This window comes from Eggerthella sinensis (genome assembly GCF_003339815.1).
Lineage (GTDB): Bacteria > Actinomycetota > Coriobacteriia > Coriobacteriales > Eggerthellaceae > Eggerthella > Eggerthella sinensis.
In genome coordinates this window covers 1-18,154 of sequence record NZ_PPTT01000027.1, presented here as the reverse complement: position 1 = coordinate 18,154, position 18,154 = coordinate 1, and the positions used below count along the sequence as shown (strand labels likewise).

Annotated in this window: 15 protein-coding genes; 5 read left to right on the top strand and 10 right to left on the bottom strand. The window is 64.2% G+C overall.

Features of this window, described 5'->3' with window-relative positions:
- Positions 1 to 20: 20 nt before the first annotated feature.
- Positions 21 to 449, top strand: a complete 429-nt coding sequence (locus tag C1876_RS13575) for an FKBP-type peptidyl-prolyl cis-trans isomerase (protein WP_114547263.1) — start codon at positions 21 to 23, stop codon at positions 447 to 449.
- Positions 450 to 558: 109 nt separating this feature from the next.
- Here C1876_RS13575 and C1876_RS13570 read toward each other — a convergent pair whose 3' ends face one another.
- The 3 genes from C1876_RS13570 to C1876_RS13560 all read right to left on the bottom strand — a co-directional run bounded on the left by C1876_RS13570 (position 559) and on the right by C1876_RS13560 (position 3,364).
- Positions 559 to 1,413, bottom strand: a complete 855-nt coding sequence (locus C1876_RS13570) for a hypothetical protein (RefSeq protein ID WP_114547262.1) — start codon at positions 1,411 to 1,413, stop codon at positions 559 to 561.
- The gene (locus tag C1876_RS13565; RefSeq protein WP_114547261.1) at positions 1,400 to 1,645 is read right to left on the bottom strand and encodes a hypothetical protein; all 246 of its coding nucleotides are present in this window, start codon (positions 1,643 to 1,645) and stop codon (positions 1,400 to 1,402) included. The genes C1876_RS13570 and C1876_RS13565 overlap by 14 nt, the downstream gene beginning before the upstream one ends.
- 192 nt (positions 1,646 to 1,837) lie before the next feature.
- Complete coding sequence (locus tag C1876_RS13560) at positions 1,838 to 3,364, bottom strand: helix-turn-helix transcriptional regulator (RefSeq protein ID WP_244910155.1); 1,527 nt, start codon at positions 3,362 to 3,364, stop codon at positions 1,838 to 1,840.
- Between the two features lie 294 nt (positions 3,365 to 3,658).
- On the opposite strand from C1876_RS13560, the gene C1876_RS13555 reads away from it, so the two are divergent.
- The 3 genes from C1876_RS13555 (at position 3,659) to C1876_RS13550 (ending at position 7,025) form a co-directional block, all read left to right on the top strand.
- Positions 3,659 to 5,317: an FAD-dependent oxidoreductase gene (locus tag C1876_RS13555; RefSeq protein WP_114547259.1), complete on the top strand. Its 1,659-nt coding sequence runs from the start codon at positions 3,659 to 3,661 to the stop codon at positions 5,315 to 5,317.
- Between the two features lie 101 nt (positions 5,318 to 5,418).
- Positions 5,419 to 5,868 (top strand): SIR2 family protein, encoded by a 450-nt coding sequence (locus C1876_RS18015; RefSeq protein ID WP_244910154.1) that lies wholly within the window; start codon positions 5,419 to 5,421, stop codon positions 5,866 to 5,868.
- 23 nt (positions 5,869 to 5,891) lie between these two features.
- Entirely contained in the window at positions 5,892 to 7,025 is a 1,134-nt protein-coding gene (locus C1876_RS13550) for an SIR2 family protein (protein WP_244910153.1), read from the top strand.
- A gap of 172 nt (positions 7,026 to 7,197) precedes the next feature.
- Here C1876_RS13550 and C1876_RS13545 read toward each other — a convergent pair whose 3' ends face one another.
- The 5 genes from C1876_RS13545 to C1876_RS13520 all read right to left on the bottom strand — a co-directional run bounded on the left by C1876_RS13545 (position 7,198) and on the right by C1876_RS13520 (position 15,113).
- On the bottom strand, positions 7,198 to 8,082 hold the full coding sequence (locus tag C1876_RS13545; RefSeq protein ID WP_114547258.1) for a methionyl aminopeptidase: 885 nt from the start codon (positions 8,080 to 8,082) through the stop codon (positions 7,198 to 7,200).
- A gap of 63 nt (positions 8,083 to 8,145) precedes the next feature.
- Positions 8,146 to 8,844 carry a TVP38/TMEM64 family protein gene (locus tag C1876_RS13540; protein WP_114547257.1) on the bottom strand — a complete coding sequence of 233 codons (699 nt, stop codon included), beginning with the start codon at positions 8,842 to 8,844 and terminating at the stop codon, positions 8,146 to 8,148.
- 186 nt (positions 8,845 to 9,030) lie between these two features.
- Positions 9,031 to 11,469 carry a phenylalanine--tRNA ligase subunit beta gene (gene pheT, locus C1876_RS13535; RefSeq protein ID WP_114547256.1) on the bottom strand — a complete coding sequence of 813 codons (2,439 nt, stop codon included), beginning with the start codon at positions 11,467 to 11,469 and terminating at the stop codon, positions 9,031 to 9,033.
- A gap of 208 nt (positions 11,470 to 11,677) precedes the next feature.
- Positions 11,678 to 12,739, bottom strand: a complete 1,062-nt coding sequence (gene pheS, locus C1876_RS13525; RefSeq protein WP_114547255.1) for a phenylalanine--tRNA ligase subunit alpha — start codon at positions 12,737 to 12,739, stop codon at positions 11,678 to 11,680.
- Positions 12,740 to 13,259: 520 nt separating this feature from the next.
- Positions 13,260 to 15,113 (bottom strand): FAD-binding protein, encoded by a 1,854-nt coding sequence (locus tag C1876_RS13520; protein WP_114547254.1) that lies wholly within the window; start codon positions 15,111 to 15,113, stop codon positions 13,260 to 13,262.
- A 222-nt stretch (positions 15,114 to 15,335) separates the two neighbouring features.
- On the opposite strand from C1876_RS13520, the gene C1876_RS13515 reads away from it, so the two are divergent.
- A complete protein-coding gene (locus tag C1876_RS13515; RefSeq protein WP_114547253.1) occupies positions 15,336 to 16,778 on the top strand; it encodes a helix-turn-helix transcriptional regulator in 1,443 nt (480 codons plus the stop codon).
- Positions 16,779 to 16,846: 68 nt separating this feature from the next.
- Here the strand turns inward: C1876_RS13515 and C1876_RS13510 are convergent, their stop codons facing one another.
- On the bottom strand, positions 16,847 to 17,575 hold the full coding sequence (locus tag C1876_RS13510; protein WP_114547252.1) for an SH3 domain-containing protein: 729 nt from the start codon (positions 17,573 to 17,575) through the stop codon (positions 16,847 to 16,849).
- A gap of 188 nt (positions 17,576 to 17,763) precedes the next feature.
- Positions 17,764 to 18,154: septal ring lytic transglycosylase RlpA family protein (locus C1876_RS13505; protein WP_244910152.1), on the bottom strand; the 391-nt coding region annotated here is incomplete at its 5' end.

The following is an 18,154-nucleotide window of genomic DNA, read 5'->3' as shown; positions in this document are numbered from 1 at the left end:
TCTTTTGAAAGGAGCTCTTCATGAGCAACGAAGGCAAGAAGGTCAAGGTCCACTACACGGGCACGCTCGATGATGGCTCGAAATTCGACTCTTCGGTCGACCGCGGCGAACCCATCGAGTTCACCTGCATGGCCGGCCAGATGATCCCCGGATTCGACACCGCCGTGAAGGACATGGCGCAGGGCGACACGAAGACCGTGCACATCCCCGCCGCCGAGGCGTACGGCGAGCGCGACGAGAACATGGTGCAGCAGGTGCCCGTCGACCAGATTCCGAACGGCGACCAGCTCCCCGTCGGCCAGACCGTGTACATGATGGGCCCGGGTGGCCAGCCCTTCCCCGTGTTCGTGCGCTCCATCGAAGACGGCGTGGCCACCTTCGACATGAACCACGAGCTGGCGGGCAAGGACCTCAACTTCGAGATCACCCTCGTCGAGGTTGCCGATTAGCTTCGCATTCGTTATCGTTTTTTGGAGAAGGGCCGCCCGAGGGCGGCTCTTCTCATATTCGTTGGCCGCAAGAGCCCTCGCCGCGCGCCGCCGGCCGCCGCTCAGGAGCTCACGATGCCTCCAATCGATCGGCCACGTCGATCAGCAGGCTTCCGAGAGCCTGGCGGCGTTCGCGATTGAGGCGCGCAACGCAGGCGATGAGGTTATCCCGATAGGCGCGCTCGAACGGGTCGGGCTCCACCAATCCGAACGACGCGGCCTGCCGACGGCGCTCCGCGGACACGGTTGTCGGCGCGCTCGGCGGGCACGACGCCCCGTTGCCGTCGCTCGACCCCTCGGCGGGCCCTGCACCCCGCTGCTCGCCCACCCCTTCGCCCGCCGCCGCGCCTTCAAGCAGGCGCGCAGCCTTCACCTCGGCCCGTCGAGCGCAGACGCGGTCGTACTCGAACCCGAGATACGTCATCTCCCAGAAGGCACTTGCCAGCACGAGGTACCGCTCGCGGCAACACCAGGGGCCGCCGAGCCATACGCGATGCGCAAGCGTGTCTTCCCAGGGATCGAGCGTGTAGCCGTGCGGCTGCACACCCCCTTCGTCCTCGCCGCTCTCCGCGCGGCGAGCGAGCGGCGCCTCGTCGAGGAACACGAGCGACGCCCCCACCCGCCGCTCGATCAACCCATCGCCCGCGCGCAGCACGAACGATTCGTCCGGCAGCAGCAATCCGGGGCGCTTCGGCTTTTTGCGCACGGGAAGGCGGCGCATCGTCGCAAGCGTTGCGGCAAGCCGCTTCTCGATGCCACGACGGCGCTTCGACGGCAGCGCATCCCAGTCGACGGCGCGCACCGCATGCTCCTCGATGATCACGCGGATGAGCAGCCCTTCGTCGCAGCACTGCAACAACGTGCGCAGCGGGGGTATCTGCTTGAGCGTGAGCGTTTCCCGCTGCCAGGCGCTACCATACGACATGGCCCACCTCCTGCAGGAGCGTGAATGCATCGTCGCAGGTCATCAGTGCTGCGCAGTGCAAGGGTCGATCGGGGGACGAGGCATCGTCCACCTCGTTTTCGAACAGCGGAACGTCGTCGGGAACCTCCTCCCACGGACGGTTCGACGTGAGCACGCGGCACAGCGGCAGCGCCTCGATGAGCACGAGCGATTCAGGATGGACACACAACGACGATTGCGCGACGGCAGACATGGCATGACACCTCGTTAACCGTTCCAGGGCGAGAGAAGATCCGTTCGATCTTGCAAGCGTGGTACGAGCAGCGTGGAACACCGCTGCCATCTATGGGCTTGTCCGGCATGGTTGAGGCGTCGGTTTCAGCGCTTGCACTGGCTCTGTTGGTAGCAACCAGTATACCATATAGTACGAACATTTGTTTGTGATTTATTCGAACAATCCCAGTAAATCAGTCAGATCGTCGCGCGAGTGAATATCGAGCTTGCGATAGATATGCCGGATGTGCGTCTTCGCCGTGCCGTTCGCGATGAACAGCTCGCGCTCGATCGAACCCACCGTCTTACGCTGTGCCAGCAACAGCAGCACCTCCTCCTCGCGCGGCGACAAGCCGTACGTGCGCGCGAGTTCCTGGCATCGGTTCGCCAGCTCCTGCTTCTTCACGATGGCGCGGTCGCCGACGGCGCCCTCTTCGCCCAAGAACGACACGCCCCAGCGGCTCGACAGCTCCTTCTCGGAGAACAGGATCATGGTTGCAGCCACCACGAGGATGATCACCAGCCCGCTGATGACGGTCTGCGACCCGTCGAACGCCAGGCCGGGCCCGTTCAGCACCTGCTCAACCTGCCGTCCGAACAGCGAGAACAACGCGCGCACGCCGCGCTCGATGCCGAACAGCCACACGGCCGACATGCCGTAGCGATAGCACAGGTTCGCCATGATGAGCATGATGAGGATGGAGAACGCGGTGTAGGAGGCGCTCGTGCAGAAGTCGGACACCGCCTGCCCGAACACGCCCACATTCGGGATGATGAGGAAGGCCGCCACCATGAGCGGCAGCGCGATGCGGTAGATCACGCCGAAGTCGAACTTGCCGCCGCGCGCGATGACGCCCACGAACACGACGGCCGCCACCGCCAGCGTGCCGAACGCCGAGTGCGGCCCGAACGTCGACTGGTACATCGACGATTCCTTGAGGCCGTACGCGAAGGCGTAGATGGCCATGAGCAGGACGATTTTCCACGGAAACGAGAACTTCGACGGATTCGGCTGGGGAAGTTCCCCCGTCGGCAGCGAACGGAAGCCGGCCGCGCACGTGGCGAGCGACAGCAGGGGAAGCACGAGCACGATGCCCGCAAGCCACGGCAGCAGCATGCCGCGGCACACATAGATGATCACGGCCGCCACCAGCATGGAGGCCGAATAGTACAGCGCGACGCGGAAGGGGTTGAGGCAGCCGTACAGCTCCGACCACAGCAGGATGACGAGGGCGATGCCGAATCCGCCCAGCGCCACGGCGGGCGCGGCCAGCAGGGGCGCCGCACCCGGCAGCCACACCGACGCGAACATGCACGCAGTGGATACGGTGAGGGCGAGCCCCGCCACCCCGTACACGGCGCGCTTGCCGAACAGCGGGCCGATGCGCTTGGCAAGGGCGGCGCACGTGAACATCGTCACGATCATGACGAGGTCGAACGCGTCGTGACCCGCGATGCCGGCCGCCGGGAACTCCACGAACGACCCCACGAACACGATTTCGATCCACGCGCGATACACGCCCAACCCGAGGAAGAACAGCGGGATGGACGGCAGCCAGGGGAACAGCGGGCCGGGCGGGCGCATGCCATCGGAGGACGCGGCGCTTGCGCGCTCCCCCGCGCTTTCGAGGTTGCTCGCCTCCGCTTCGTCCTGCCACGAATCGTCGACGGCGTGCTTGTTCGTTTCGTCGTGCGCCATAGCATGAAGCCAACGCATGAAGCCGCGTCGGCACCCCCTCCCCCGCTTTTTCCGTTGTCCCCATTGTACCGAAAGCGACGTCCGCTGCCCAGCGCGCGCGGACGACCCGCGGAGATTCGCTCGTCATCGTACCTGATGAACGATGGGATGATGCCAATGGATGATGAAAATAATCCCCCTTTCCCGGCGCGTGGACGAACGACAAGCACGCCGAGCCCCGCTATGGTGCGAAACGAGGGGTTCGCCGCCGAGGGACGCGGCGAACGCGAAGAACCGAAACGCTAGGAGGGCATCATGAGCACGCACACCAACGGTATCAGCAGGCGCGATCTGTTCAAGTTCGGAGGCCTCGCGGCCGCCGGCGTCGTGGGAGCGGGAGCGTTGGCTTCCTGCGCGCCGCAGGCTTCGAACGGCACCGCGAGCGCTGCCGGAACCGCGACCGCATCCGGCGAGACCACGACGGCCGCCGGCCATCTGCGCACCGGCATGCCGAGCTTCCTGACCGCACCCGACCCTATCACCGACATCAAGGAGACGAAGGACTACGACGTCGTGGTCATCGGCGCTGGCGCTTCGGGCGTGCCCGCCGCGCTTTCGGCCCTCGAAGCGGGCGCGAAGGTGGCGCTGCTGCAGAAGGAGTCGCAGGCCATCGCCCAGGGCAACTCGGGCAGCGGCATCGACCTCGCCACGAGCGACCCCGCCGACGTCGCGAACCTCGTCACGCAGCTCATCGCCGACAGCCAGCATCGCCCCAACCGCGAGCTCGTGGAGCTGTGGGCGCAGAACTCCGGCGAAGCGGTGAAATGGGTCATCGAGAAGGCGGCCGAGGGCGGCGCGCAGGTGATCGACCAGGGCAACGTGCAGCACATGCCCCTCATCAACAAGAAGGGCTACACCATCAACTTCATCACCTCGTTCTTCGGCCCGAAGCCCTATAACACGGGCGACGGCATGCGCGCCTTGGCCGCCACCGCCGAGAAGGAGGGCGTCGAGATCTTCTACTCCACCCCCGCCGAGCAGCTGGTCACCGGCGACGGCGGCAAGGTGACCGGCGTCATCGCGAAGGGCAAGGACGGCTACGTCCAGTTCAACGCGGCGAAGGGCGTCATCGTGGCGTGCGGCGACTACCAGAACGACGAGGAGATGCTGCACTACTACCAGCCCGACATGACGAACTTCGAGCCCAAGCAGACAAACAAGACGGGCGACGGCCACAAGATGGTGGTGTGGGCCGGCGGCAAGATCGAGGACCTCGCGCACACGAAGATGCTCCACGACTTCGATGCGGGCCCGGCTTCCATGTGCGACATGCCGTTTTTTGCCGTGAAGATGAACGGCAAGCGCTTCGCGAGCGAGACCGTGGAGATGTCGCTCATGAACTGCTACCTGCGAAGCAAGGAGGATTCCGGCCATTACTGCCAGGTGTTCGACAGCAATTACATGACGGCCGCTGCCGAATGGCCCGGCAAGCTCGTCGATCCCGAGGCGCTCAAGGCGTACATGCCCGAGGAGGACGTGGAGCGCGAAGGCGTGTTCGAAGGCCAGATCAACACGTTCAAGGCCGACACGCTCGAGGAGCTGGCCGACAAGCTGGAGATCACCGACAAGGCCGCGTTCGTGGCAAGCGTCAAGCGCTACAACGAGCTGGTGGCAGCCGGCAAGGACGAGGACTTCGGCAAGCCGGCACAGTATATGGTGCCGGTCGACACCCCGCCGTTCTACGGCATCCATCGCCATGTGCGCATGAGCGCCATCTGCTCGGGCGTGGACGTGAACGCCAACCATGAGTGCCTCACGCCGGACGGCGCGGTCATCGAAAACCTGTACGCCATCGGCAACTGCTCGGGCAACTTCTACGGCGGCATCGACTACCCGCTCACCGTGTTCGGCCTGTCGCTGGGCCGCTGCTACACCGAAGGCTACGTCATCGGCCGCATGGTGGCCGAGAAGTAAGCCCCATGTGTGGGAGAGCTGGGAGAGCAGCCCTCTCTCAGCTCTCCCACACATTAGCTTCGTGGTACCATGGATCGAAGCTCAATCGAGAAAGGGGCCTCATGGAAGATCGAACCAGGTACGATGAGATACGGGTGAAGTTAGGTTCTCGCCTGCGTAAAACCGGCCGTCACCCCTTTCTGTTCGTCGGCTCCGGCATTCCAATCAGGTACGCAGGACTCCCCAATTGGGAGTCGCTATTGCGAGGATTGTGCGCAAAAATATCCGACAAACCTTTCGCACTTGAGGGATATAACAATGAGGTTTCCGGCACAGGCAAGTTCGAACGATATCCAGCAATCGCCACGTTGATGGAAAGGGACTTCAATCGCACCGCCCTCGCCGACCCGTCTTTCGAGGAGTTCAGAAATTCGAATTTCAATAAGTTGAAGGCGGGGGTTTCCGCGTTTAAACTCTTTATCGCTCATTATATCTTGATCGATGCGAGCCGACTTTATTACTCGAAGAACTCTCGGTCCTTCGAGCCGCATCGAACAAAATTTCAGGAGTGATCACCACTAACTACGACTGCTTTATGGAGGAACTATTCCCGGGCTTTAAAACATACTCAGGTCAGAGCGAGCTCCTCTTATCGGAAATCTACGAAGTAGGCGAAATATATAAGATTCACGGATCTATCGACGATCCATCGAGCATTGTTATTACCTCATCGGACTACGAGTCATTCAATACGAAAAAGGCCTACTTGGTCGCTAAAATTCTCACCGTTTTCGTTGAATACCCCATAGTTTTCATGGGCTACTCAATGAATGATAAAAACATCCTTAACATTCTCGAATCACTTGCCGAATGCCTCGGACCCGAAGGACTCGACAAGCTACGCGACCGCATGATCTTTGTGCAACACGGCAGCGATGTTGGTATTACGTACACTCGTCAATCGTTCGGCTCTGAGGCGACGATCGAAATGACAACGATCACTACAGATGATTTTACCCCCATTTATCAAGCCATCGCTAAATCAGAAACGCTCTACCCACCTCGACTCATGAGAACGCTTAAAAAGAAGATATTCCAGATGGATCTGTCAACACACGGTACCGTAATTACGGTAGGATTCGACGGAGTCTCATCATTACCCGAAGATGCCAAAATCATCATAGGAATCGGAGCCGACACCACATCTAAAGGAAGCCCCGTTAAAGCCAACGATATCTACCTAGACGCGGTGTTTGACAACATGAACCTTAACCCGAGGCTGGTAGTTGAGCAGTATCTACCCGACCTGCTCAAACACAATTCCGGAGGTTTGCCCATCTACAAGTATCTGGAAGTTTACGAAGGTGACCTTTACGATAAGGTTTCGGAATTCGCGAAAAGCCACACCACCATCGATTCATACCTGAACAACGGATATCGTGCTCAAAAGAAAAGCTTCCGCAAACAGCTCAGTATCAAAACGGTTGATTCAATTATCGAAATGGAGCATATGAGTGAAAACAAGCCTGACAGCCTTTACAGAAAGCTCTGTTTTCTAGAAGCTGAAGAGTACGATATCGGTAGTTTGGAAACGCTTCTCAAAGCAGATATCAAAGACAACCCCCAGGTTCTCAATGATTGTCCCGAGATCAAAAGGCTGATTCGAATATACGACTTCCTTAAACATGGAAGCGCCCCAGACACCTTCACCACTAGTGCGAACACCTAGATCGAGTGCCGGGACGTTTCCCACAAAGCCACCTTCACCACTAGTGCGAACACCTAGATCCGGTGGGCCTTTTACAAGAAAAAGTATACCATGCTCCCTAAAGCATCCACAAGAACCATGCGCGTCTTTTACGTAAACGAAACCTCACGCGGTTTGGCGGCAATTTCGAAGACTACCAGCTGAGGAGTTCGTAGCCGTCCTCGGTGACGGCCAGCTGCACTTCCCATTGGGCCGTGTCGCTGCCGTCGGCGGTGCGGACGGTCCAACCGTTCGGGTCGCTCATGTCGATGGGCTGCTCGCCGGCGTTCACCATCGGCTCGATGGTGAACACGAGGCCGGGCGCGAGCACCATGCCGGTGCCAGCTTCGGCCACATGGCTCACGAACGGGTCCTCGTGGAAGTCGAGGCCGATGCCGTGGCCGCCGAATTCGCGCACCACCGTGAACCCGCACGACTGCGCGTAGGCGTTCACCGCCGCGCCCACGTCGCCCAGCAGGCCCCACGGGCGCACCGCGGCGAGGCCCGCTTCGAGCGCTTTCTTCGTCTCGTCGACGAGGCGCTGACGCTCGGGGCTCACGTCGCCGATGCAGAACATGCGCGACGAATCGGAGTAGTAGCCGTCGAGGATGGTGGAGCAGTCCACGTTCACGATGTCGCCCTCCACCAGCACGTGATCGTCGGAGGGGATGCCGTGGCACACCACTTCGTTCACCGACGTGCACACGCTGTTGGGGAAACCCTCGTAGCCGAGGTCGGCGGGGATGCCGCCGTGCTCCACCGTGTAGTCGTGCACCCAGCGGTCAACCTCGCCGGTGGTCACGCCGGGCCCGATGTGCTCGGCCACGTAGTCGAGCACGCCGATGTTGATGGCCGCGCTCTTCTTGATGCCCTCGATGTCCGCCGCCGTTTTCAGCAGGCCGCGCTCGGGCACTTCGAAGCCCTGCTCGTAGAGGCTCTGCAGGCGCTCGTCGATGGCGAGGTGGCACTTCTTGTACTTCTTGCCGCTGCCGCACCAGCATTCGTCGTTGCGACCGGGCTGTTCTTTACCGTCATACATGGGCGTTGTCCTTTCGTTCGCGGCTATTGTACCGCTGTTAGACGCCGCGAACATCGTGAAAGCCTAGGGTTTGGCATGATGACGCTTGAAGCGGTGGTACAGCAGCACGCCGACGACCACCGCCACCGCGGTGACGCCGAACACGAGGGCCGTGGCGCGCCAGTCGCCCGCTGCGGCGAACGACGAGGCCAGCGTGACCGCCAGCACCGAGGGCAGACGGCCCGCCGTGGTGATGGCCACGAGGTGAACGGGGCGCATGCCCGCGAAGGCGGCGAGGTAGGCCATGAGGTCCTTCGGCACGCCGGGGATGAAGAAGCACACGAGAATGGCCAGGTCGAACTTCTGCGCCTCGCGCAGGCGGGCGAGCTGGGCGCGGCGCTTGCTCGTGAGGATGAGCTCGAGCACGCGGTCGCCGCCGAAGCGCACCACCGCGATGATGGCGATGCAGCCCACCACGCTGGCGGCCAGGTAGATGAGCGAGCCCTTCCAGAAGCCGAACGCGTAACCGGCGGCCAGCTCAAGCGGCTCGCTGGGCACGAGCACCGTCACTTCCTGGATGACGACGAGCGCGCCGAACACCACCGGCGCAAGCGGTCCCATGCGATCCACCTGCTCCTGCACGCGACGGCCGTCGGTGAGAAACGCCAGCACGTCGCGTCCGAACAGCAGCGCGAGCACGCCCACGATGCCGACGAACACGAGCAGCGCAACGAGCACGGCCACGCGCCGGTTGCGCAAGCTGGTATTGTTGGTCTTCGCCATAGGGTCCTTTCCCGCCGTCCAGCACGATTGTCGTACGGACGCGCCGCACACGGGTGCGTATCGGGAACCAATCAGGCAACGGTTCGGTCATGTTGTAGCAGCAAACGGCTTGGGAGCGCAAAAGCGCCCGCGCGGGGAGCGCGGGCGCTGGAGGAATTGCGGTTTGCGAGAACGCGGAGGGGCTTGCTACCCGCGCACTTCGGCGCCGGTGGCGGCGCTTACCTTCTTGATGAGGCGCTCGTGGGCCTTGTCCACCTCTTCGCTGGTCAGCGTGCGGTCGGCGGCGCGGTAGGTGAGGGCGTAGGCCATGGACTTCTTGCCGGCGCCGACGCGTGCTTCGTCGCGGTACACGTCGAACAGGCGCACGTCCTCAAGCAGCTTGCCGCCGGCCGAGGTCATGCACTGCACGAGGCGCTCGTGGGTCACGCCTTCGTCGACCACGAAGGCCACGTCCATGGACACGGCCGGGAACGTGGGCACGTCCACGTAGTCGCGCGCCGGGCGGGCGGCACGCGCGAGGGCCTCCACGTCCAGCTCGAACGCCACGACGGGTGCATCGGCATCGAACGCGTCGACGGCGAGCGGGTGCAGCTCGCCCACCCATCCCAGTTCCACGCCGCCGGACAGCACCGCCGCCGCGCGGCCGGGCTGCAGGTGCGGGGCCTCATCGGCCGCGAGCGCCTTGAAGCGCAGCTTCGGCAAGGCCAGCTCGCGCGCGAGGTTCTCCACCGCGCCCTTGCCGTCGAAGAAGTCGAACGGGGCCGGCGCGGCGTTCCACCCAGCATCGCCCATGGCGCCGGCCAGCACGCCCGCGAGACGGCGGCGCTCCTTCGGCTCCTTCTTGCCCTCATGCGCGAAGAACACGGCGCCCGCTTCGTAGAGCTGCACGTTCTTCACGCCGCGGCTCTGGTTGTAGGCGACGCTGCGCAGCAGCCCGGGGACGATGCTCTGGCGCATGACCGACTGGTCGGCGTTCAGCGGGTTGATGAGCTCCACCGGCTGGCCGAGGCCTTCGGCGGACATGCGCAGGCGATCGAGGTCGCCCGGCTCGGCGAACGAGTAGGTCATCGTCTCGTTGAGGCCGCTCGCGCACATCGTCTTGTTGATGGTGTCCATCACGTGCTCGAGCTCCGAGCGCACGCCGAAGCGGCCGCGGCCGCCCGGCAGCGTGGCCGGCACGCGGTCCATGCCCCACAGGCGCAGCACTTCCTCGTAGAGATCGATCTCGCGCTCGAGGTCGGGACGGAAGGTGGGGGCCACCACGTCGAGCACGTCGGCGTCGGCGGTGTCGGACACCTGGCAGCCCAGGCGCTCGAGGATGTCCACCACGTCTGCACGCGGGATGTCGGCGCCCATCATGGCGCAGAAGCGCGGCACGCGGAACGCCAGGTCGACGGGCTCGGTCTTCTCCAGCCACACGTCCACCATGCCGGGGCACACGGTGCCGCCCGCCACCTCGGCGATGAGCGCGGCCGCCATGTCGGCGTTGAGCGCCACGGGGTTGTCGTCCACGCCGCGCTCGTAGCGCATGGACGCCTCGCTGATGAGGCCCAGGTTGCGGCTCGTGCGGCTCGTATGCGCGCGGTTGAACGCGGCGGCTTCCAGCAGCACGGTGGTGGTGCCGTCGGTGACCTCGGAGTCGAGGCCGCCCATGACGCCGGCCAGCGCCACCGCGCGATCGGGCGTGGCGATGACGGTCATGTCGGGCGTGAGCTCGCGCGCCTCGCCGTCGAGCGTCGTGAGCTTCTCGCCCTCGGCCGCCGGACGCACGATGATGTGCGCCATGCCGTCCGCGCCCGCCAGCTTGTCGAAGTCGAACGTGTGCAACGGCTGCCCCAGCAGGAACAGGATGTAATTCGTCACGTCCACGATGTTGTTGATGGAGCGGGCGCCCGCGGCCGTCACGCGCTCGGCCAGCCAGTCGGGGCTCGGCCCCACCTGCACGTCGCGGATGACGCGCGCCGTGTAGCGGCAGCAGCGGGACGCGTCGGCAATCTCGATGCTCACCTGGCCGGACGTCGGCGTCGCCGTCGCGTCCTCCACGAGTTCGCCTTGCGGGTACGCCACGTCGGTGCGATACATCGCACCCACTTCGCGCGCCATGCCCGCCATGCTCAGGCAGTCGGGACGGTTCGGCGTGATTTCCAGGTCGAGCACCGTGTCGGACAGCTTGAGGTACTCGGCGATGGGCGTGCCCACCACGGCGTCCTCGGGCAGGACCCAGATGCCGTCGTGGTTGTTCCCCATGCCCAGCTCGCGCTGCGAGCAGCACATGCCGCAGCTCGCGACGCCGCGCAGCTTCGACTTCTTGATCTTGAGATCGCCCGGCAGCACGGCGCCCACGGTGGCCACCGGCACCTTGATGCCCGCTGCGATGTTCGGCGCGCCGCACACGATTTGCACGGGCTCGTCCGCGCCCACGTTCACCGACACGACATGCATGTGGTCGCTGTCGGGGTGCTGCTCGCACGTCTCCACATAGCCCACGACCACGCCGTCGAAGGCTTCGCCCGTCTTCTCAACCGCTTCCACGCCCGTGCCCGTCAGATCGAGTCGGTCGCAGAACGCCTTGAGATCGGAGGGCACGTCCACGTATTCAGACAACCATTTCAGAGATACTTTCATACTGGTTTCTTTCTCTTCTCAAACCTTCATAGGTCCAGCAAAGTCAGCGAGGGTTTCCGTGGTGCCCGATATCGTGGGGAGGGCGAGGGCGAAGCGTACTTCGGTACGCGAGCCCTCGACCTCGCCGCGAGATCGGGTGCCACGGGAAGCCGCCCCTAAAGGGACTAGCTTCGCGTCGCAGCGTCGACGGCAAATCCTGATCGTCAGATCAGAATTGCCTCAAGAACCGCATGTCGCCTTCGACGAGCATGCGCAGGTCGGGCACGTTGTACTTCAGGCAGGCGATGCGCTCGACGCCCATGCCGAACGCGAAGCCGGAGTACACCTCGGGGTCGAGGCCGGCGTAGCCCAGCACGTTCGGGTCGACCATGCCGCACCCGAGGATTTCCAGCCAGCCGGTGCCCTTGCAGAAGCGGCAGCCCTCGCCGTGGCAGATGCCGCAGCTCACGTCCACCTCGGCCGACGGCTCCGTGAACGGGAAGTAGTGCGCGCGGAAGCGGGTCTTGCGCTCCTCGCCGAACAGCTGCTTGCACAGGTAGTCGAGCGTGCCCTTCAGGTCGCCGAACGTGATGCCCTTGTCCACCACGAGGCCCTCGATCTGCGTGAACTGCGGCAGGTGGCTCGGGTCGGCCACGTCGCGGCGGTACACCTTGCCCGGCGCGATGATGTAGATGGGAGGCTCCTGCTGCTCCATGACGCGCGCCTGCACCGGCGAGGTCTGCGTGCGCAGCAGCACGTCGGACTCGCCGCGCACGGCGGCCTGGTCGCCGGAGAGGTCGCGCACGTAGAACGTGTCGGCCAGGCTGCGGCTCGGGTGGTCGGCGGGGGCGTTGAGCGCCTCGAAGTTGTAGTAGTCGAGCTCCACCTCGGGACCGGTGGCCACCGTGTAGCCCAGGCCGAGGAAGATCTCGGAGATCTCGTCGCTGATGCGGTTGATGAGGTGGCGCGTGCCCATCTGCTGCGCGCGGCCCGGCAGCGTCACGTCCACGGCGGCCGCGTCGATGGCGGCGGCCAGCTCGGAGGAGGCCAGCTCGTCCTTGCGCGCGGCGAGCGCGCCCTCCACGGCGGCGCGCACCTCGTTCGCCGTCTTGCCCACGGCGGCGCGCTCCTCCTTGGCGATCTGCCCCATCTGCCGCAGGTAGCCCGTCAGCGTGCCCGCCTTGCCCAGCACGGCGATGCGCACCTGCTCGAGCGCGGCGGTGTCGGCCGCCTCCGCGATCTGCGCCAACGTCTGCTCGCGCAGCGACGCCAGTTCCTCCACAATTGCCATAATGCCCGTCCCTTTCCGTCTATCGCCCTTGCGCACGGCCGCCCCACGCGCAATAAAAAAGAGCCTTCTCGCGTCCATGTTCCCAGGGATTGCTCCCCAAAATCCAAGGACGAGAGAAGGCTCTCGCGGTACCACCTCGGTTGACGGCTGCGCCTGCGCGCTGCCGCCCGCTCGTTCGCTCTGTGACGGGAGCTCCCGGCGCATCCTACTTGACGTCTCGCACCGGGCCGTTCGGCCCCGGGCGTCCGCGTTCAAACGCACTGCTCGGAAGGGAATCGTCGCACTCGCCGCCCGGGTTCCTCGCAGCCGATGGGAGCCCGTCTCTGATGGCGGCGCCGTCGCGCGGCGCTGTCTTCGTCATCGCATGTAACGATGCAGTATAGCGCAAATGCACAGCCGTGCGCGTCTTTTCCGCCGCAATCCCCAACCATTTTTCACCTGCGCGGAGGAAAGGGCCTCGCACGAGGCCCTTTCGAGGAGGGAGGGTGCCGCCGACAAACGCCGCGGCGAATGGAAAACGCTACAACGACGCGACGTGCTTGCCCAGCACGCGGCCGTGCGTCATGGCCATGCCCATCGATGCCCCGGCCGACGGCGTGGAATAGCCGGGACCGAATCGGTGGCCCAGGCAGTTGCCGGCAGCGTACAGGCCGGGAATGGGCGTCGTGTAGTCGGAGGTGAGCACGTTCATATGCTCGTCCGTCACGAGTCCCGCAAGCGTCACGAGACCGGCCGTCATCGCGCCTTCGTTCTGAGCAACCGCACCGAAGAACGGAGGCGTGTCGATAGGCTTGAGAAGCAGTGCGTCCTTGCCATAGTCGCTGTCGACACCGGTCGCGCACAGTGCGTTGTACGCTTCGATGGTAGAAAGCGCCTGCTTCTTCGCATCGCCCTCGTACCCGAGATAGCCTAGCAGTTCATCGAGCGTCTGAGCTGCGAATACCTGGCTGCCCATGGTCATGGTGACGTTGATGATGCCCACGCCGCCCACCTCGGCGCCCGCCGCACCCGCATCCACGGCCGCATCCATGCCTTCCTTGAGCTTGTCCATGACGCCGTACCGCTCGACGCCCGCCGCACCCCAGTTGGGAGCCCCGTGATCGAGGCCCGCGTTCTGCACCGACTCGAGGTAGTTCGCGTCGCAGATAGCCGCCACCAACCCATGAGGCTGCCGCGTGATGAGCGGTTTGGCGAATCCGGCCATGCACTCGTTCATGAAGCGCTTGCCCTCGGCATTGATCCACAGGAAGGGCGTCGTGCCCCACGGTCCCGGGCTGCCGCCGTTCGTGTTCATCGAGGGACGAGGGTGGCACTCCACCAGGCCTCCGGCCCAACAGCCCATCTTTTGGCCCTGGCCGTCGCGGCCGCGGCCGATCATCTCTGAGCGGTCGGCGCCCGATCGCATGGCGATCTCGTTCACGTCGTCAAGCAGGTTGTACACCATGTCGGCATTGCTCGAGAAGTCGCCCGTGCACAGGCATACCGCCTTCGCAGCTCGGTAGCGTACGTACCCGTCGGGGCCCTTCGCGATGACGCCCGTCACCTCGCCGGACGAACTCTGCTCAAGCACGGTAGCCGACGTGTTGAAATACCAGGCGGCGCCCAGGTTACGTGCAGCGTCCATGCAGTACAGCTCCACCTCGGTGAGGCGCGACACGCCTTCGCGCCCCAGGACGGGCTGTTCATTGACGGTGCCGATCGTCTGAATGGTGGTCGCCCAAGCTTTGAATCCGCCGCGCTCGAGCGGGTAAAAGCTCGCATCGGGCATGTCGTAGGCGATCTGGACCTGACATTGGCCGTTGTCGAAGTCGAACACCGTGCTCGTGTCGGGCACGACGGACACCATGTTGTCCAGCATCTCCCCGGATTGCTCGACGAACACGCGAATGAGCTCGGGGCTCACGCGCCCCGCACCGCGGCGCACGTATTCGGCACATATCTCGCCCACATCGTAGCCGCCGAACCCGCGCTCCGTGAGAAACGCCGAGTTGTAGCTACAGATATCGTCGCCGAAGAACGAGTACGTTTCTTCCGGCTGAACCTCCAACACCGCGACGCTTGCACCTTCCTGAGCTGCCGCAAGCGCCGCCTGCACGCCGGCATGGCCACCGCCGCAAACGACGACGTCCACCTCCACCGTGTCAACGATCTCCGCATCATCGATGACGGGCGCCTGCCCCAGCCAATCCTCGCGGCATTGATAACTGTCGGGCAGCTGTCCCGACTCCGGCAGGTCGCTCGCCGAAGCTGTCGCGCTCTCGACGCTCTGCTGCGGCGCGCAGCCCACCAGCGCCGCACCGGCCGCAGCCACCGCGCCGGACGCAAGCGCCCCCTTGAGGAAACCGCGCCTATCGAGCAGATTTTTCTCGTTCATGCAAACCATCCCTTCCTGGTATCGCAACCTCCGTTCCGCTATGCGAAACGCTGCCTGCAGCATGCCCCACCCCCTCGGCAGCCGCCATGACCGTTGTGCGTGAAAGCCCTCGTCAGACCCTCACCACATTGGGTGATTAGGTCGAACGAGCGGCATATTGGAACGGGTCGGATACTCGCGGACGCTTCGCGTTTGCTATGATGGACGCAGGAGGGAGCCATCATGACCGAGCACACCGCACATCGCGAAGGCGGCTCTGCGCGCCGCGTCGACATACGACCGCTTTTCGTCTGCTTTGGCTTGTTCAACGCAGGCTGTTTCCTGCAGCTCGATCCGAGCGCGCCGCTTGCATTCGCTGCGGGAGAACGTGACGAGACCGTCATGCTGCTGCTCGTCATGGGCGGCTGCCTCATCGGAGCACTCAGCCTCCTGGTCGCGTTTCGAAGCGCACGCATGTCGGATGCGGCAATTCGCCGCCTCACCGTCGCCTCGCTCGTCGGTATCGTCTGCGTCGCCCTCTGTTGCTTTGCGCGTGCCGCTTTCCCCGAGGCCTCCGTGCCGGCCGCGTACGTTGCCAGCGCCCTTCTGGCGCTCTGCTACCCCGTCGCCCTCGCCCTGTGGGCACTCGCGTTCAAAACGCTCGACCTACGCGGCACGCTCCTCAACGCATCCCTTGCGCTGCTTATGTTCGCCCTGGTTATCGGTTGGGGAAACGCGAGCGATCCCGCACCGGCTTCCGTCCTTGCGGGCGCATGTCTGGTGGCAAGCACGCTCGCGTTCGTACCGCTCGCACGCGCCGGGCTCACCGACGAGCCCGTGGCCGACGCGGCCGACGCCGATCCGAAGAAGCCCTCCGCCCTACAGCTCGCAACGTCCATACCTGTGCTGGCCGTGTGCGTTTCGTCCTTCACCACCGGAGCAACGCAAGCGGGCAGCGCCTCGCCGTCCGTCGATCCCGCGCTGGCCTGTTTCGCCGTTGCGCTTGCAGGAATCGGGTTCTCGCTTTCGGCCTTCGCGTCGTGGCAGGAGCGGAAGCTCTCGTTCGCGCTATTCCGCATCGGGCTTCCCGCTCTGGCCGCCTGCGCGCTCATCATCAAGATGATACCGCTCGAGGCGTTCTCCACCATCCTGTTTCGCGACTACATGTTCGTGCTATTCCAGCTGGCAGCCCTCGTGTCATGGGTGTACCTGACCAGCCTTTTGCGCACCGCGCATCGATCGGCGGCGTTCGTGTGCGGATGCGCGCTCGTCGCATGCGCGTGCGCGCTGGGCACGGGACTTGCGTCGAGCCTCATCGGTTACGTGGTCAACCGAACCGCGCTTGGATTGATCACCGCATTTCTGCTCATCTTCTCGGCCACCACCCTGGGCCGCAGTCTCATCCTGTATTCGAAAGGAACCGAGTCGGAAATCGAGCTCACCGAAAAGCCTCTCGACATTGAAAGCACCTGCGCGCTCATCGGCGAGCAGTACCGGCTCTCGCCGCGCGAAACCGAGGTGCTTGTGGAGCTAGCGTACGGCCACGCTTCGAGTTACGTGGCGAAGGTGCTGTTCATCTCGAATAACACGGCGCGCACGCATATGAAGAACATCTACCGCAAGCTCGATGTGAATTCACGCGAGGACCTGCTTGAGATCATCCGCAAAACGCAGAAGGGGTGCTGAACGCACGCGTCCCGCACCCCTTCCCTCAGAATGTGCGGCCGCTTGCGACCTGCGCATCCCCTTGCTTCCTACCGCAAATACTCGCTGCTTACGTAGGCGGTGGTGTCGTTGTACTTTACCTGGTACCAGTCGCCTTCTACGGAGAGGACGTTCACGGCGGTGCCCGCCGGGAAGGAGCCGATGATGGTGCCGTCCATGCTGGGCGCGGTGCGCACGTTGAGCGGCGCGGTGGTGGTGAGCTGGTTCATGGTGCTGTTGCCCGTCGTGTTCTCGGGGTCGGGCGCGTAGCCGCCCTGGCCGAAGCCGAGGTAGGCGCCGTAGCAGTAGCGGTCGGCGCCGTCGATGCTCACGGTGAACCATCCGTCGTGCTTGGCCACCACGTTCACGCCCTCGTCGACGGCGAGCGAGCTCACGATGCGGCTGTCGGTGCTGGGCTGCTCGCGCACGTTGAGCGGCGCGGTGGCGTACATCGTGGTGGTCTTGCCGTCCTTCACGGTACCGTCCTCGGAGCCCTCGAAATTGAGGTACTGGTAGTAGCAGAAGCCCTCGCGGTCGTTGTACTTCACGTGATACCAGCCGTCGTCGGTCATGCCGTACACGGGCACCGACGTGCCTTCGGGCATCACGTCCATCACGTTCGCATTGATGTTGGACGCGTCGCGCAGGTTGAGCGGCGCGGTGGTTGCCATGGTGGTGACCGCTTCGGATGCGAGGGCCGTGGTGGCCATGCCAGCGGTGAGCAGCAGCGCGGCACCGAAGCCGCCCAGCGCCGTCTTGCAGAATCGTGCGGTGTTCATAGATCCTCCTGCGCATTCGAGTGATGAAGCGCGCGACCCTTCTCGCAGGTCGGCGCGCGTTCATCCTACCATCGGCACGCGCGCGAACGCGGCGCATGCGCGCGCTTCAAACACCCGTTGAATCCGAGCGCGCGAGGATCGCGAAGGAGGAAGCGCCTGAGAGCACTCGAAAGCGCCCGGCTGGCCGCCTACAGGAAGCGGTAGCTGACGGTGCGCAGGCCCCAATCGAGGCACGACGTGAAGCCGAACTGCTTCCACACGCCGGGCTGCAGGTCGAGCACCCGGCTGCCGCCGCCCATGCTGCCGCAGTCGTTCACCGTGGCGAGCACGGTCTGCCCGTTATAGGAAATCTCGACGGTGCGACCGTAATACTGCCAGAAATTCGGCAACGACATGGGAACGGCCACGCCCATCGAGTTGTCGTCGCACACCGACCCGTTGGCGGTCGTGCCGGGGTTCGGCGTGTAAGGATCGGTCGATCCGCCGTAGGCGGACGCCACGCCGGTGGACCAGCTGATGCCGGGATCGGGCGTCGGGTCGGGCGTGGGGTCGGGCGACGGCGAAGGGGCAGGTGCGGGA